10 protein-coding genes are annotated in these 13,756 nt (G+C 40.5%); 6 read left to right on the forward strand and 4 right to left on the reverse strand.

Annotated elements, in window-relative coordinates; translation table 11 throughout:
* The first annotated feature begins 3 nt into the window (after positions 1 to 3).
* Positions 4 to 1,218, forward strand: coding sequence for a 4-hydroxybenzoate 3-monooxygenase (pobA, locus tag ABJV04_RS19805; protein ID WP_348493323.1), 1,215 nt, complete (start codon positions 4 to 6; stop codon positions 1,216 to 1,218).
* Positions 1,219 to 1,261: 43 nt separating this feature from the next.
* Here the strand turns inward: pobA and ABJV04_RS19810 are convergent, their stop codons facing one another.
* Positions 1,262 to 1,963: a GntR family transcriptional regulator gene (locus tag ABJV04_RS19810; protein ID WP_348493324.1), complete on the reverse strand. Its 702-nt coding sequence runs from the start codon at positions 1,961 to 1,963 to the stop codon at positions 1,262 to 1,264.
* A gap of 228 nt (positions 1,964 to 2,191) precedes the next feature.
* Here ABJV04_RS19810 and ABJV04_RS19815 point away from each other — a divergent pair, with 228 nt between their 5' ends.
* From ABJV04_RS19815 to ABJV04_RS19825, 3 genes are all read left to right on the forward strand, one after another.
* Entirely contained in the window at positions 2,192 to 3,250 is a 1,059-nt protein-coding gene (locus ABJV04_RS19815) for an aromatic ring-hydroxylating dioxygenase subunit alpha (protein ID WP_348493325.1), read from the forward strand.
* 18 nt (positions 3,251 to 3,268) lie between these two features.
* A complete protein-coding gene (locus ABJV04_RS19820; RefSeq protein ID WP_348493326.1) occupies positions 3,269 to 4,210 on the forward strand; it encodes a PDR/VanB family oxidoreductase in 942 nt (313 codons plus the stop codon).
* 385 nt (positions 4,211 to 4,595) lie between these two features.
* A complete protein-coding gene (locus ABJV04_RS19825; protein ID WP_348493327.1) occupies positions 4,596 to 5,795 on the forward strand; it encodes an MFS transporter in 1,200 nt (399 codons plus the stop codon).
* Positions 5,796 to 5,905: 110 nt separating this feature from the next.
* On the opposite strand, the gene ABJV04_RS19830 is transcribed toward ABJV04_RS19825, so the two are convergent.
* Positions 5,906 to 6,673, reverse strand: coding sequence for a glutathione S-transferase family protein (locus ABJV04_RS19830; RefSeq protein WP_348493328.1), 768 nt, complete (start codon positions 6,671 to 6,673; stop codon positions 5,906 to 5,908).
* A 226-nt stretch (positions 6,674 to 6,899) separates the two neighbouring features.
* On the opposite strand from ABJV04_RS19830, the gene ABJV04_RS19835 reads away from it, so the two are divergent.
* Together ABJV04_RS19835 and ABJV04_RS19840 are read left to right on the forward strand one after the other, a co-directional pair.
* Positions 6,900 to 7,646: a siderophore-interacting protein gene (locus ABJV04_RS19835; RefSeq protein ID WP_348493591.1), complete on the forward strand. Its 747-nt coding sequence runs from the start codon at positions 6,900 to 6,902 to the stop codon at positions 7,644 to 7,646.
* Between the two features lie 30 nt (positions 7,647 to 7,676).
* Positions 7,677 to 8,495, forward strand: coding sequence for an arylamine N-acetyltransferase (locus tag ABJV04_RS19840; RefSeq protein ID WP_348493329.1), 819 nt, complete (start codon positions 7,677 to 7,679; stop codon positions 8,493 to 8,495).
* Between the two features lie 102 nt (positions 8,496 to 8,597).
* On the opposite strand, the gene ABJV04_RS19845 is transcribed toward ABJV04_RS19840, so the two are convergent.
* Both ABJV04_RS19845 and ABJV04_RS19850 read right to left on the reverse strand, forming a co-directional pair.
* Positions 8,598 to 10,310 carry an arylsulfatase gene (locus tag ABJV04_RS19845; RefSeq protein ID WP_348493330.1) on the reverse strand — a complete coding sequence of 571 codons (1,713 nt, stop codon included), beginning with the start codon at positions 10,308 to 10,310 and terminating at the stop codon, positions 8,598 to 8,600.
* 293 nt (positions 10,311 to 10,603) lie between these two features.
* Positions 10,604 to 13,168, reverse strand: coding sequence for a TonB-dependent receptor (locus ABJV04_RS19850; protein WP_348493331.1), 2,565 nt, complete (start codon positions 13,166 to 13,168; stop codon positions 10,604 to 10,606).
* Positions 13,169 to 13,756 lie beyond the last annotated feature (588 nt).

Raw genomic sequence — 13,756 nt, forward strand, 5'->3', positions numbered from 1 at the left:
AAAATGCAATCTATTAAAACTAAAGTAGCTATTATCGGCGCGGGACCTTCAGGTTTATTGCTGGGTCAATTGCTAGCGAATCACGGCATTGATAATGTCATTATAGAGCGTGTATCCGGTGATTATGTCTTAGGTCGTATACGGGCAGGTATTCTTGAACAAGGGCTAGTTGATTTGTTACGTGAAGCCGGTGTGAGTAAGCGCATGGATGAAGAAGGCCATATTCATGACGGTTTTGCGATCAGTTACTACGGCAAATCGTATCGTATAGACCTAAATCAGCTCACTGATGGCAAAAGTGTCATGTGTTATGGTCAAACCGAGGTAACTCGCGACTTAATGGACGCGCGCGCTGACAAAGGACTTTCAACTTATTACAGCTCTAAAAACGTTGTTTTACAGGATATCGAAACCGCTCACCCTTCTGTAAAATTTGAGCACGACGGAGTTAGTTACTGTTTAGAGTGTGACTTTATTGCCGGCTGTGATGGTTTTCATGGGGTGTCTCGTAAAAGTATTCCAGAAGAAAAGCGTCAGGAATTTGAGCGCGTTTATCCATTTGGTTGGTTAGGAATATTAAGCGATACCCCGCCAGTAGCTGATGAATTAATTTATTGCAAAACTGAACAAGGGTTTGCCTTAGCCAGCATGCGCTCGTCAACACGCTCCCGTTACTATTTACAAGTTCCGTTAACGGACAAGGTTGAAGACTGGAGTGATCAGCGATTTTGGAATGAATTGAAAAATCGATTGCCATCCGAGTCAGCTGATACATTGGTAACTGGCCCTAGCATTGAAAAAAGCATTGCGCCACTTCGCAGCTTTGTCTGTGAGCCTATGCAACTAGGTAGGTTGTTTTTAGTGGGTGATTCAGCCCATATTGTACCCCCGACGGGCGCAAAAGGGTTGAACCTTGCAGCTTCCGATGTAGCCATTTTGTATGGGTTGTTGCGCAAGGAATATAATGGTGAAGAGCAAAATGCTACTCAACGTTATTCTGAATTAGCCCTAACGCGAGTATGGCAAGCTGAGCGTTTCTCCTGGTGGATGAGCAATATGTTGCATGATTTTAAAGATGATGCTGGCGAAGCGAACAATATGGATCAGAAGACTTTTGAGCGTTTTATGAAGTCTGAATTGGATTTCTATCTCAGCCATGAAGAGGGTCAAAAGGTTATTGCGACGCAATATGTGGGTTTGCCCTATCCGCAAATATAGCCCATGCTAACAACGCGCAAACTCCTTGGATGAAAGCAACCCACTAGGGTTGCTTCAAAATCGTTTTGCCGTTTTTTTTATCAAACAGATCAGAATAAGCCAAAGTAGCATGTGCATGTTCTTTCATCAAAGCTTCTACCCTTGCACCTTGGCCATTCACTAACGCGTGATAAATGGCGTGGTGCTGCATATGAGCATAATGTAACCGTCGATATTCTACTTGTAACTGAAGTGGATTAAATGTCAGTGCGTTGGCTGAGGCAAAAGGCAAATGATCACTCAATGCCAATGCTGCATCAATTGCACTATTTTCACTAGCTGCAATAAGCGTTGCGTGAAAATGCATGTTCATATTTTGGTAGTTTTCAACATCTTCTTCGCTCAATACCCCATTTTCAAATAACTTATCGCCCTCGACTAAACAGCTGTGTAATTGTTCCCGAGTACTTTCACTTAGTCCGGCTTCCGCGGCCTGCCTCGCCGCTAAACCTTCTAGCACCCCTCGAACTTCAACTGAATCAACTATTTGCGCTTTTGTGACGTTTCTTACTTGGTACCCGCGCCGGGGTAACTTTTCAAGCAAACCTTCTTGAGCCAATGCCCGAAAAGCAATCCGTATTGGCGTGCGGGAAATACCTAACCGCTCGGCAGTGGGTATTTCAGCCAAACGTTCTCCAGCTACAAATTCACCTGAAATAATTTTATCACGTAGGATTCTTATAACGGATTGGCCGTCACGCATCATGAAATAACCTCAAAGCAGTTAACTAAATTTAAATAATTAGACGCATTCTAAAACACTATGGAGCCAGTGTATTGGATCCAATAGAAATAATCGCACCCTTAAAATGCATTATAAATCTACCATTTAACGGAAAAATAGCAATAAATGGATCCAATTAACGAATTATATCCTTGAAATTGAGTTCAACACGGGTATTATTGGATCCAAAGTTAATGAATTGTAACAAGCATGGATAAACAAAATTTTCTACTCAATACTTGGTACGTTGCTTGTACACCAGATGAAGTACAACAAAAGCCTTTGGCGCGGATGATTTGCAATATTCCTTTGGTGTTTTTTCGTAATCAAGATAAGCAAATTAAAGGACTTGAGGACTATTGTCCTCACCGAGGCGCAGCCTTATCTCTGGGCTTTGTAGAAAATGGACAGTTAGTCTGCGGCTATCATGGTTTGCGCATGGGTGATAAAGGCAAGGTTGAATCCATGCCTAATCAACGAGTAGAGAATTTTCCTTGTATCAAAGCTTATGCCACGGTGGAACGTTATGGTTTCGTGTGGATATGGCCAGGTGACCAAAGCTTAGTCGATGAATCTCTTATTCCAGAACTCACATGGGCAACCAGTGAAGACTGGGCCTATGGCGGCGGTCTGTTCAACATTAATTGTGATTTTAGATTGATGGTGGATAACCTTATGGATCTGACTCATGAAACCTATGTGCATGCCAGCAGTATTGGTCAAAAGGAAATTGATGAAGCCCCAGTCGCAACCAAAATGGAAGGTAAACAAGTGGTAACAAGCCGATTTATTACCGATGTTTATGCGCCTCCTTTTTGGCGCAATGCCCTTCGTGCGAATGATTTGGCAGACGATGTTAAAGTTGACCGTTGGCAAGAGTGCCGTTTTGATTTACCCAGTCACATTATGATTGAAGTTGGTGTCGCTCATGCTGATAACGGCGGCTACAACGCGCCTCTAAATCTAAAAGCTAGTAGCATAGTAGTTGACTTCATCACCCCCGAGAGTGATGACTCAATCTGGTATTTCTGGGGCATGGCTCGTAATTTCAAACCTCACGACCAAGAATTAACCGATTCTATTCGAGAGGGTCAAGGAAAAATATTTCTAGAAGATCTTGAGGTCTTAGAACAGCAACACAAAAACCTATTGCGGAATCCAGATCGGAAAGTTCTGAAATTAGATATTGATGCAGGCGGTGTAATGGCCCGTCGTCTAATTGAACGCGCAATAAAACAAGAACAAGCCAGCTCTAATAAAGCACTTTAAAAAAGGTAAAACCAAATAATGATACAAGTCACTATAAGTAAAAAGTCACCTCTTACACAGAATATATGTCGGTTGAACCTAAGTGCAACTGACGGTAGTCAGTTACCTAAAGCCACACCAGGTTCCCATATCGATGTACATTTGCCTAATGACATCATTCGTCAATATTCATTGTGTAGTGAAGCTGACAGCAGCGATTATGAAATTGCAGTATTAAATGAGCCACAAGGTCGCGGTGGTTCAAAGTATGTGCATGAAAACTTAAAGGTTGGCGACACTATAACGATTAGCGAACCTAAAAATCTATTTCCTTTGTCGTCGGATGCTAAAAACACATTGCTTGTAGCCGCTGGTATCGGCATTACTCCCATATTGAGTATGGCAGAGTATTTGTTACAACAGGGAGCTAACTTTAGCCTACATTATTGCGTTAAGTCACCTGAACAAGCCGCGTATATTGAGCGTATTAAAAACTCGGGTTTGGCTCCTCATACTCATTTTTATTTCAGTGAAAATGGCAGAGTTAACCTATCAGACGTGATCCAAACACCCTATGATGACTTGCACTTGTATGTTTGTGGTCCCGCTGAATTTAACGATGCAGTCATAGCCTGTGCGTCAGAAAAGAATTGGCAAGCAGAGAATATTCATCGTGAATACTTCACGGCTGCAGCCATTGACCACAGTGATGATGAAAGTTTTGAAATCGAAATTAATAGCACAAGCGATATTTTTAGAGTCAGTGCTGATGAATCCATACTAAATGTATTAGAAGAGAAAGGGTATGACATTCCTGTGGCCTGTGAGGAAGGGGTATGTGGCACCTGCCTTACTGGCTTGCTTGCCGGGGAAGCCGACCATAAAGATGTATTTTTAACGGATCAAGAGCACGCTAAAATGGATCAAATTACTCCCTGTTGCTCAAGAGCCAAGTCCGCTCGCTTGAAGTTAGATTTGTAGCCCAACCAAGGGCAGTATTTTTGTTAGATAAAGATGGAAGGAAAAGCATGGTTGCTTTTCCTTTATTTTTAATAAGCTTTATTGAATTTAATTTAACAAAGAATATTCACAAGTCTCTGTTTTACATCTTAAATCTATCAAGCCCATTGGTAATATTGAATGAATTTCTCGTCCAATAATCCATAGAGGTAATTGATATAATAATAACATTACCATCCAACTATCAGTTTTCCCGATAATTAAAATCAGATAATTCCACTTTCAATTCGCACATACTTATTACAATATTTTAACAATGTTTTTAAACTAGTACTGCCAAATGTGGTTTACCGAATCATCATAGATTGATATTCGCACTCAGGCACAAATATCTGGATAACAAAAAATGACCAATAAACTAGCTGATATCGAAGCAAATAATCGCGCTACGACCAAACACGGGGTTATTTTGATACTCGCGGCGATCATGCCCCCTATGGCAATTATTACGTTAATTCCTATTTTACCTTTACTAATGAAAGAGTTTTCTGATGTTCAAGGTTTCGCATTTTTAGTCCCTGTGGCTTTAACGGTTCCGGCTTTGTGTGTTGCACTTTTTTCGCCTTTGGCCGGTTGGGTCTCAGATAAAATGGGTCGAAAACCAGTATTAATATCAGCTCTTTTAATTTATGCCTTAATTGGTTTGTTTCCCTATTTTTTAACTAACTTAACTCAGATTATTGCAGCTCGCATTGTATTAGGCATTGCAGAAGCAGCAATAATGACGGTAGCAACTGCCCTCATCGCAGACTACTTCCAAGGGAAAGAAAGACAACGTTGGGTTTCAATCCAAATTGCTTGCGTTAGTTTGAGTGCAATTGCTTTAATTGCAATAGGTGGATTGCTAGGCGAGTTCTTTGGCTCTCGTGGACCATTCTTACTTTATCTTGTCGCAATCCCTATTGCTTTATGTGCAGCCTTTATTTTGTTTGAACCTATAAAATCTCACAAAAAAGTGAGTTTGGATGCACCTAAACTACCTTGGTTACGGGTTTTTCCTTTGTTACTAGTGACCCTTTTTGTTGGTATTGTTTTTTATACCATGATGGTAAAACTTGGTGAAATTTTGGCTTTAGCTAGCGCGGTATCACCCGCCGTAATTGGCGGCATAGGTGCCGCTGCTAATATTGGCATGGCTTTGGGTTCTATGGCATTTGGTAAATTTAAAGGCGCTTCTGGCCCTAGATTAATTAGTATCGGTTTAACCTTATCTGCAATTGGTTATTTAGGAGCAGCTTTATCCGAAACTCTTATGGCCACCAGCATTGCTATTTTTATTGCTTGTTTTGGTTTTGGTATGTTGTTACCCACTATGCTCAACTGGATACTCAGCGTGCTCCCGAAAAATGTTATCGGTCGTGGAACTGGACTTTGGACTGGTGCATTTTTCCTAGGTCAATTTACGGCACCTATTATAGTCACTGCATTGCAAAGCCAAATCGGTGGTCTCGAAACCGTACTAATGACTTATGCTGGCTTGTCTGTTTTAGGTGTTGTTATCGCCTTTACTAGGATGAAAGGTGCCCCAGGTTTGGTTAGCCACTAAGACTGCGCTGAGATCAATATAAAAAAAGGTGTTGCGCTAATTGTAGTGCAACACCTTTATCAGTAATAAGCCAACTTGAAGATATACTTATTACTCGGCATATTTTAAATTTACAGCTCAGGTACCTCAGATTGCGCCATTAATTCAATGTAGTTTTGATTGTGCCAATCTAGCATAGCCACTTTATAGGCCTCTGTTGCCCTTATTCTTGTTAACCAAGCATCAATTTGTGGGTACTCAGACCACATTTTTGCCATTTGCAATTGCTCCAAACGTTCAACATAAGGTAAAAAAGCAAAGTCTGCGAGGCTAATTCCTGTGCTTAATATCCACTCATTGTTTTCAACTGCAGTAGCTAAATCTTTTATTAATTTTTGATAGGCTAAAATAGCGATATTCAAACGCGGGGAAGACATGCCATTGATGACCATATCCCGCATCAATATAGCGCGGGCCGGATCAGGTATTGTATTTAGAAAATCCTCTAGGGCTGATTCAGAAGTATAACGTTTTAGTATTTGTTGACGAAATGCCAAACAAAAACTGATAACCGCAATATGTTCATGTAAACCTGCATCTAAGCGCGTCAACCACTCACGCAACTCTGCTCTTTTGGTTAGCTCTAACGGCATTAAAGGATGTGAATCAAATGCCTCTTCAAGATAGTAACAGATCACATTTGATTCAGTAATGATATTGCCATCATGCACTAATACTGGAATGACAGCCTTTGGGTTTAACTTTAAAAAATCAGGTTTAAACTGTTCACCCGCACGTAAATTTAAGTGCTGGCTATGCCACTCTATTTGCTTGTGAGCTAAGATTAATCGAACCTTTTGTGCACAAACCGACATATCGTTATGGTAAAGCTCTAGCATGTTTTTCTCGATTTCTAGTTGTGAATATTATTAAAGGTTACTCTATTAGAACTGACCTTGAAATTTGCTTAATTTGATAGGAAGTATTGGAAATGCAGATAGTTACCATGGGAATAGTTGAGTAGTGCTATAGACCGGTTTTCGTTATGCTGGGGCCTCATAAGATAATGTTCAAAAACTGAATCATTAAATAAATCTAAGTAATTAGTTTTTAAAGGAGAGGGTTATTACTTCTAAACCAACCCCAAGAAATTTAACGGTTATTGACAAACAGTATGTTTCACCAAACATGTTGCGCGTTACCCTTGGTGGAAAGGAATTAGCTAATTTTCCAGCAGATCAAGAAAGCGCTTATGTAAAATTAATTTTTCCACAAGCAAACAACAAGCGCCCACTGTTAAGAACCTACACAATACGGCATCAAAGAGCAGACTCTATTGATATCGATTTTGCATTACATGATGCCAAAGGCCCAGCTTCATCTTGGGCGGTTAATGCGGTTAAAGGTTCACAAATTCTAGTAGGTGGACCTGGGCCTAAAAAGTTACTCAATGATGATTGTGATTGGTTTATCTTGAGTGGTGACATGACAGCCTTGCCGGCTATCAGCGTTAATCTAGCTCTATTGCCAAAAACTGCCACAGGCTATGCCGTGATTGAAGTTGCAGACGAGGAAGATATCCAATCATTAGAACATCCTCAAAACGTTCAATTAATTTGGGTAGTAAATAAACCAAGGGATAAAGCTGAAACTTTTCCGCTGCTGGAAAAACTCAAAACCCTTGCCCCACTAAATGGCAGTTTAGCGGTTTGGGTGGCCTGTGAATTCAGTACCATGAAAGCTATCCGTAAGTATTTAAAAAGCACCTTCGAGCTTCCTAAGAGTCATTTTTATACGTCTAGTTACTGGAAGTTAGGGGTATCTGAAGACGAGCATAAAGTGGTCAAAAAAGAAGACGCGGCAAACCAATAAATACTCATAAAGAGCCTAAGGAGATTGTAGTTGCACTCGCCTCACTTTATAGCCGAAGAATATCTAGCAAGAATCAACTATGTAAGTGATATTACCGTATCGCAGCAATCTCTTACTGCACTACACAATGCACAAATACAAACTATCCCATTTGAAAATTTTGATATCTTTTTAGGTCAAGAAATCAAACTAGATTCACAAAGTTTGTTTAACAAATTAGTAAGACATAAACGCGGTGGATACTGTTTTGAATTGAACGGTTTGATGTTGATGGCGCTTCAGTATTTCGGTTTTGATGCTAGAGCATTATTGGGTCGAGTTCATTTAACAGGTACTCCAACAGGCCGAGGACATCAGATTTGTGTTGTGACTCTTAATAATACTCAATGGATTGTAGATGTAGGTTTTGGCGCTAACACTCCAATGCAGCCTTTGCCTTTAGAGTTTAATATTGAATTTAAAACAAAAGATAAAATAGTACGCTTTATCGAACACCCCCTCTTTGGCATTATGTTCCAAGTTAAAAATAATGACGCATGGGACGACCTTTACAGCTTTGAGCTTAGCCATGTTTGTGCTGGGGATATTAGCTACGGAAACCACTTCACATCAACCAACCCCAACTCTATTTTTGTTTCTTCGAGAGTGGCATATCTGCCAATCAAAAATGGCGCATTTACTCTATTTAATTACACATTAAAAAAGACAATCGACAACAACGAAATAATCGAAACATTACCTGCTGGGAAAGCCTACATTGACGCACTTAAATACTATTTTGGAATTGAGCTTACTGCGTCTTATGAGCAGTTAAAAGACGTGAACATCGACTCTAATCAAAGACCCTAAAAATAGACCCTAGACATCCGTTTTAATAATTTAGACTAAACGAAAAAAACCTCGTTAACTTTTTAAATTAACGAGGTTTTTATTAAATTCTATAGGTCTCGCTCAATGACGTCTCTTGAATGGGCGCATTTTTTGAACCCCCATTTCTTTAGCGTATTGCTCCCAAGCTAACTTCAGTTCAGCTACTTTTTCAGGGTAATTGGCTGATACATCATTCAACTCAGCAGGATCATCGGCTAAATTGTAGAGCCCCCACTGGCCATTGCCCGCTGGACGTCCAATACTCAAAAGTTTCCAATCACCTTTACGAATGGCTTTATTACCATGTAATTCTGCGCCCAGAACATAGTCTTTATCATGTACGTTGGCACTTTGTCCTGTGAGCATGCTAAGCATTGATTCACCCAACATAGGCGCAAACTTATTTTGCTCATTTGCCGCTGAATTTGGGTGTTGCGCATTTGCAAAGTCAAGTATGGTGGGCATAATATCCATCACGCTGACAATGCCATCATATTGTCTAGGTTTAATCATTTTTGGAAAATGGACAAATGCTGGTGTATTAATACCGCCTTGAGCCGTGGAACCTTTATATAAACGATTAACGCCGCTTACCGCCCGTGCCCAAGGTGGTCCGTACATTACATAAGAGTTAGCTTTGCCCATATTTTCGTAACTATTATCACAACAACTGGCAACAAAGGCATTTAGGAAGCTTCTATAGGCCGGTGAATTGGGTGTATTTGCTTCAGCACCATTATCAGACATAAAGAAAATTACCGTATTGTCGTAAACTTCTTCGTCTTTTAGATAGGTGACCAAGTCGCCAATAGCGCTGTCTAAGTCGGATACCATTGCCGCATAGATTTCCATTTTTTTAGCAGAAATTTTCTTCTCTTCTGCAGTTAAACTTGCCCATGGTTTTATATTGCGCGGTAAGGGGGGCAATTCCGTTGTTTTTGCTATTAGTCCCAACTCTTTTTGTCGTTGCAGACGAGTTTGTGCTAAAGCCTCGTAACCTTCGTCATATTTTCCTTTGAACTTAGCAATGGAAGAGTCGGGAGCCTGCAACGGAAAGTGTGGTGCGGTGTACGCCATATAAGATAAAAAAGGCTTACTCTTGTCTCGCTCGCTTATATATTGCTTCATTTTGTTAGTAAAAAATGGTGACGAATAGAAATTTTCAGGTAAGGATGCCGCTTTATCATCTTCCATGTAAGTCGACTTTTTATTGGAGGGTAAAATTGGCCTGTCATCTAAATGGCCTGCACCACCTTCCATCAGTGCAAATGAACGTTGAAAGCCTCTCGCTTTAGGCATCAGTCCCTCTTTTTTACCTAAATGCCATTTGCCAACCATATAGGTTTGATAATCGGCAGCAGACATAACTTCAGGCAAAGTTGCAACGCTATTATTTAAATATCCCTCATATCCAGGCTTGCCCAGAAGATAAGGCGCAAAAGTTTGCATCACCTCATCCATTGCTCCTACTCCTGCTATATGATTGTCGGTACCTGAAAGTAACATTGCACGAGTAGGTGAACAGGTGGCAGCGGTATGGAAATCAGTCATCATTACCCCTGCATTAGCCAAGGCATCAATGTTGGGCGTTGCAATCTCACCGCCATAAACACCTAAGTCCGTGAACCCTAAATCATCAGCAACAATAATCACAACATTTGGTCGTTGTTCTGCTTTTGAATCAATCTTTGAATGTTTATTTGATGAATTACTATCAACAGAACATCCGCTTAGCAACATAAATAAACCCAGCATTACGCAAACTTTATTTATCATTAGTCTTTTATGAATCATTCGTTTCTCCCCACAACCCCATACACTACTTGTGTCCTAAGAGCTAAGTTAATTGTTTATAGGTTCTACATCATCCATGAACAACCTGTGTATGAATGAAGCTGAATATCATCGCCACATACGGCATTAATTAATCTGTAAAAATCTTCACACCCTATGACAAACAACTCGTAGTTTGATCACCGCGAGTTGATTGCCACATAAAAAACACGATTATCGTGGCTTTGATTTGTAGAACCGCAGGCTCTAATCATTACACTAGAATCGTGTTTATTATTTTCTAGGGTTCTTGCTTAAAACTCATAGTTAACGCTTATTCCATAAGTACGAGGGGCTTCGTATGCTGAACCAGCAATATTACCTGAACCAAGTTGGTAAGTTGCAGCAATAGCTTCATCGGTCAAGTTACGTACAAAAGCATTGACCGTCCAATGACCGTCGTTAGATGCTAAAGTTAAAGATGCATCTACAGTAACATCACTACTAGCTCGACCGCCAGGTACATAGTTGAAGCCCAATTCACGTGCTCCCCGATAACGTGCATCTAAATTACCAATTAGCGCAAAGCCATCTAATTCAATGGTTTGTTGTATACCTAAGGTCAAACTTAGGTCCGGTGCATTTAGCGCATCTTTTCCAGAACAATCTACCGTAAATCCACGCTTAGCCCCTTCCACATCTAGAGCAGGATCATATGGAAGTAATACATCACCATCGAAGATGCCTAAGGTATTTTCACAGGTGTTGACTGGCGTTAGGAAGTTAGGAGGATCGATTCCCGCATCGGATAAATCCACCTGAATGTATTCATAACTGTCGTAAACAGCATCAAGGAATTGTGCTGAACCGCGAAGCAAGGTGCCAGCTGCTAGCGCATATCTGAAATCAACTTCTAAACCTTTAATCGTCGAAGCACCAACATTACGGGTATAAAATGCATTATTACCATTGGTATCCAAACCTAAAGCCGCAAGTTGTTGATCTTCATATTCCCAATAGAAAGCTTCTAAGTTTAGCTCTAACCGATTATTTAAAAAGCGATTCTTAGAACCTATGGTATACGCATCAATATATTCAGGATCGTAAGTTTCTCGACCTGGAGAAAGGTTAAAGCCACCTGCTCTGAAGCCAGTTTCAAAACTGGTGTAAAGCAAGTTTTTACTGGTCAGGTCGTATTCGACAGCAACTCGGTAGGTAGTTTGTGAATCGCTATCGTCTTCAACCGTCGCTCCTGGAGTAACTGAGAAGATTGCTCCTGGGCCAAATTGAGCGGGAGCAAAATAATTCAATGGTCCATAAGGACGAGCCCCAGGGGCAACGGAACCATCATCATTTAAAGGCGAGCCCGTTGGAAACAGAGCAGGGTCCAGCATCCCAATAGTTTCAGCTAAAGTCAAAGCGACTGGCATACTAGGAATTTGCGGACAAAACGGTGCCCTACCCTCTGGATGTTCTAAACATATTGCTGCGGTAGCTGTTTGAGTCGCACTTATCTCATAACTATCTTCAGTTAAACGAATGCCACCAACAAGTCTTAGTGTATCAGTCACACTATAAGTGCCTCGAGCAAATAAAGATGTTGACTCTACATCACTTTCCCAATCGTTATGACTTACAGTTGAAAACTGATTAAAGGAGTTAATCCCTTGGACATTTTCGTCAAAATATAGGGCACCTAAAATCCACTGAAAATTATCGGTATCACCAGTTAGCCTGGCTTCGATACTACTTTGCTTAGCTTCATCCTTGTTAATCGCAGCTTTGAAAGGAGGACCGTTAAATTGGTTATCAAGTTTTGAAACTCGGTGAGATGGGATAACAGTTAGTTGCGCCCAGTCCATATCGTAATTGATTTCGGCATTTATCCCCCAGTAAGAGTCGTCACGTTTAGGATAAACAAAGCCTCCATAAGGCATATGCCCAGGCGCACCAGCAACATTGTTTTGAATATAGGCAAGCACATCAGGGTGATGTAACCCGGCAAAATCAGCGCTTATAGAATCTGGTGCGGGAATATAGTTCCAATTGGGCACGGGTAAATCAGACTGGAAAGCGGCAAAGGCATAATACCCCTTGTACTGCACACCTGCGCCAACACCTTTTTGCGTGGAGTAGTCTGCTGAAATACGCATATTCAAGTCTTGGCTAGCTTCTATGTAATATGAAGCACGCATAGCCATGTCATCAGCGTCTGAGGTGCCATCGCTGAAATAACCGTCGCGTTTTGATATCACACCAGCCAAACGTATAGCTGAATCATCTGTAACCTCGAAATTACCAATACCAGTCAAATCGTAAGCAGAATAGTTACCTACTCCCAATTTGATACTGCCGCTATTTTCGTTCAGCACGGGAGCTTTTGAAACAACGTTTATGGCTCCACCTGTGGAATTACGACCATATAAAGTTCCCTGTGGTCCTTTTAAGACTTCAACGCGGTCTAAATCTAAAAATGATGAGATTGTTGATGAAGGGCGCCCGATATAAACACCATCAATATTGAATGAGACAGCTGGGTTAGTGTAACCATTGTTAGTAAAGTTACCTACTCCGCGAATGAAATATGCTGTGTTCGCACCACCACCAGTTGAAACGGTAAGAGCTGGCGCTATTTTGTTGAGGCCAATAGCATCACTTATTCCCATACGTTCCATTTGGGCACCGGATGCTGCATTAATAGGGATGGCAGCGTCTTGCAAAGATTCCGATCTTCTTTGCGCTGTAATCGTAATCTGCTCGATCATTTGATCATTAGATCCTTCTTTCTCAGCACCATCGTTATTAACCGTTGTTTGTGCTGAAACATTCAGTGACAGGTTTATCGATAATGCGAGCATAGTCATGTTAAATACTTTCATCTGACCTCCATATGTTTTTTGCAATCTGGACTAATGCCAGTTATGCAATATTTGAAAATGTTTAAGTGGCAAAAAGCCCAATGTCCTGGTTTTAAAAATCAATTTATTCAGTAACTTATCGCTAGCTAATTATTTCCAGTGTTTAAGCAGTAGAATGGTTAAAACTTCCACCGGCTAGTTTTTAGCTTAGTTACCGTTGTGATTTTCATTTAAACCCACAATGTAATCACCTTGTAAATATGATGTAATACATTTTGGTATATTAAAAATTAATTTAACCGTTAGTTTGCATCGGAAATATCGATAGTTATTTGGCGCTATCATTTATAAGGTGATAGATAGAATCAATGGTTATTTCTTAAACAAAAAACCATTTAAATCAGTAGCTTAAACTACTTGTTTGTCTTTTTAGAAAGTATAACGATGCAGGTACTGCAATTATGTTTCCCATTTATCTGCCATTGGATAAAAGCTACGTGGGATAACAAATTAGTTACTAATCAGTGCATATGACTCACAAAACGCCCTAACTAGATTCAACTTTAGAAATCCAACTTAAGAGTGCATTTATATGGCGCTAAATTTGGT

Origin of the sequence: Aliiglaciecola sp. (assembly GCF_039982535.1) — a bacterium.
Taxonomy (GTDB): Bacteria; Pseudomonadota; Gammaproteobacteria; order Enterobacterales; family Alteromonadaceae; genus Aliiglaciecola.

What these genes read in the sequence shown, in the direction of transcription:
- ABJV04_RS19820 (WP_348493326.1), top strand. Translation starts at nt 3,269, where the DNA reads ATGATACAAGTCACTATAAGTAAAAAGTCACCTCTTACACAGAATATA.
- ABJV04_RS19825 (WP_348493327.1), top strand. Translation starts at nt 4,596, where the DNA reads ATGACCAATAAACTAGCTGATATCGAAGCAAATAATCGCGCTACGACC.
- pobA (WP_348493323.1), top strand. Translation starts at nt 4, where the DNA reads ATGCAATCTATTAAAACTAAAGTAGCTATTATCGGCGCGGGACCTTCA.
- ABJV04_RS19815 (WP_348493325.1), top strand. Translation starts at nt 2,192, where the DNA reads ATGGATAAACAAAATTTTCTACTCAATACTTGGTACGTTGCTTGTACA.
- ABJV04_RS19810 (WP_348493324.1), bottom strand. Translation starts at nt 1,963, where the DNA reads ATGATGCGTGACGGCCAATCCGTTATAAGAATCCTACGTGATAAAATT.
- ABJV04_RS19850 (WP_348493331.1), bottom strand. Translation starts at nt 13,168, where the DNA reads ATGAAAGTATTTAACATGACTATGCTCGCATTATCGATAAACCTGTCA.
- ABJV04_RS19830 (WP_348493328.1), bottom strand. Translation starts at nt 6,673, where the DNA reads ATGCTAGAGCTTTACCATAACGATATGTCGGTTTGTGCACAAAAGGTT.
- ABJV04_RS19845 (WP_348493330.1), bottom strand. Translation starts at nt 10,310, where the DNA reads ATGATTCATAAAAGACTAATGATAAATAAAGTTTGCGTAATGCTGGGT.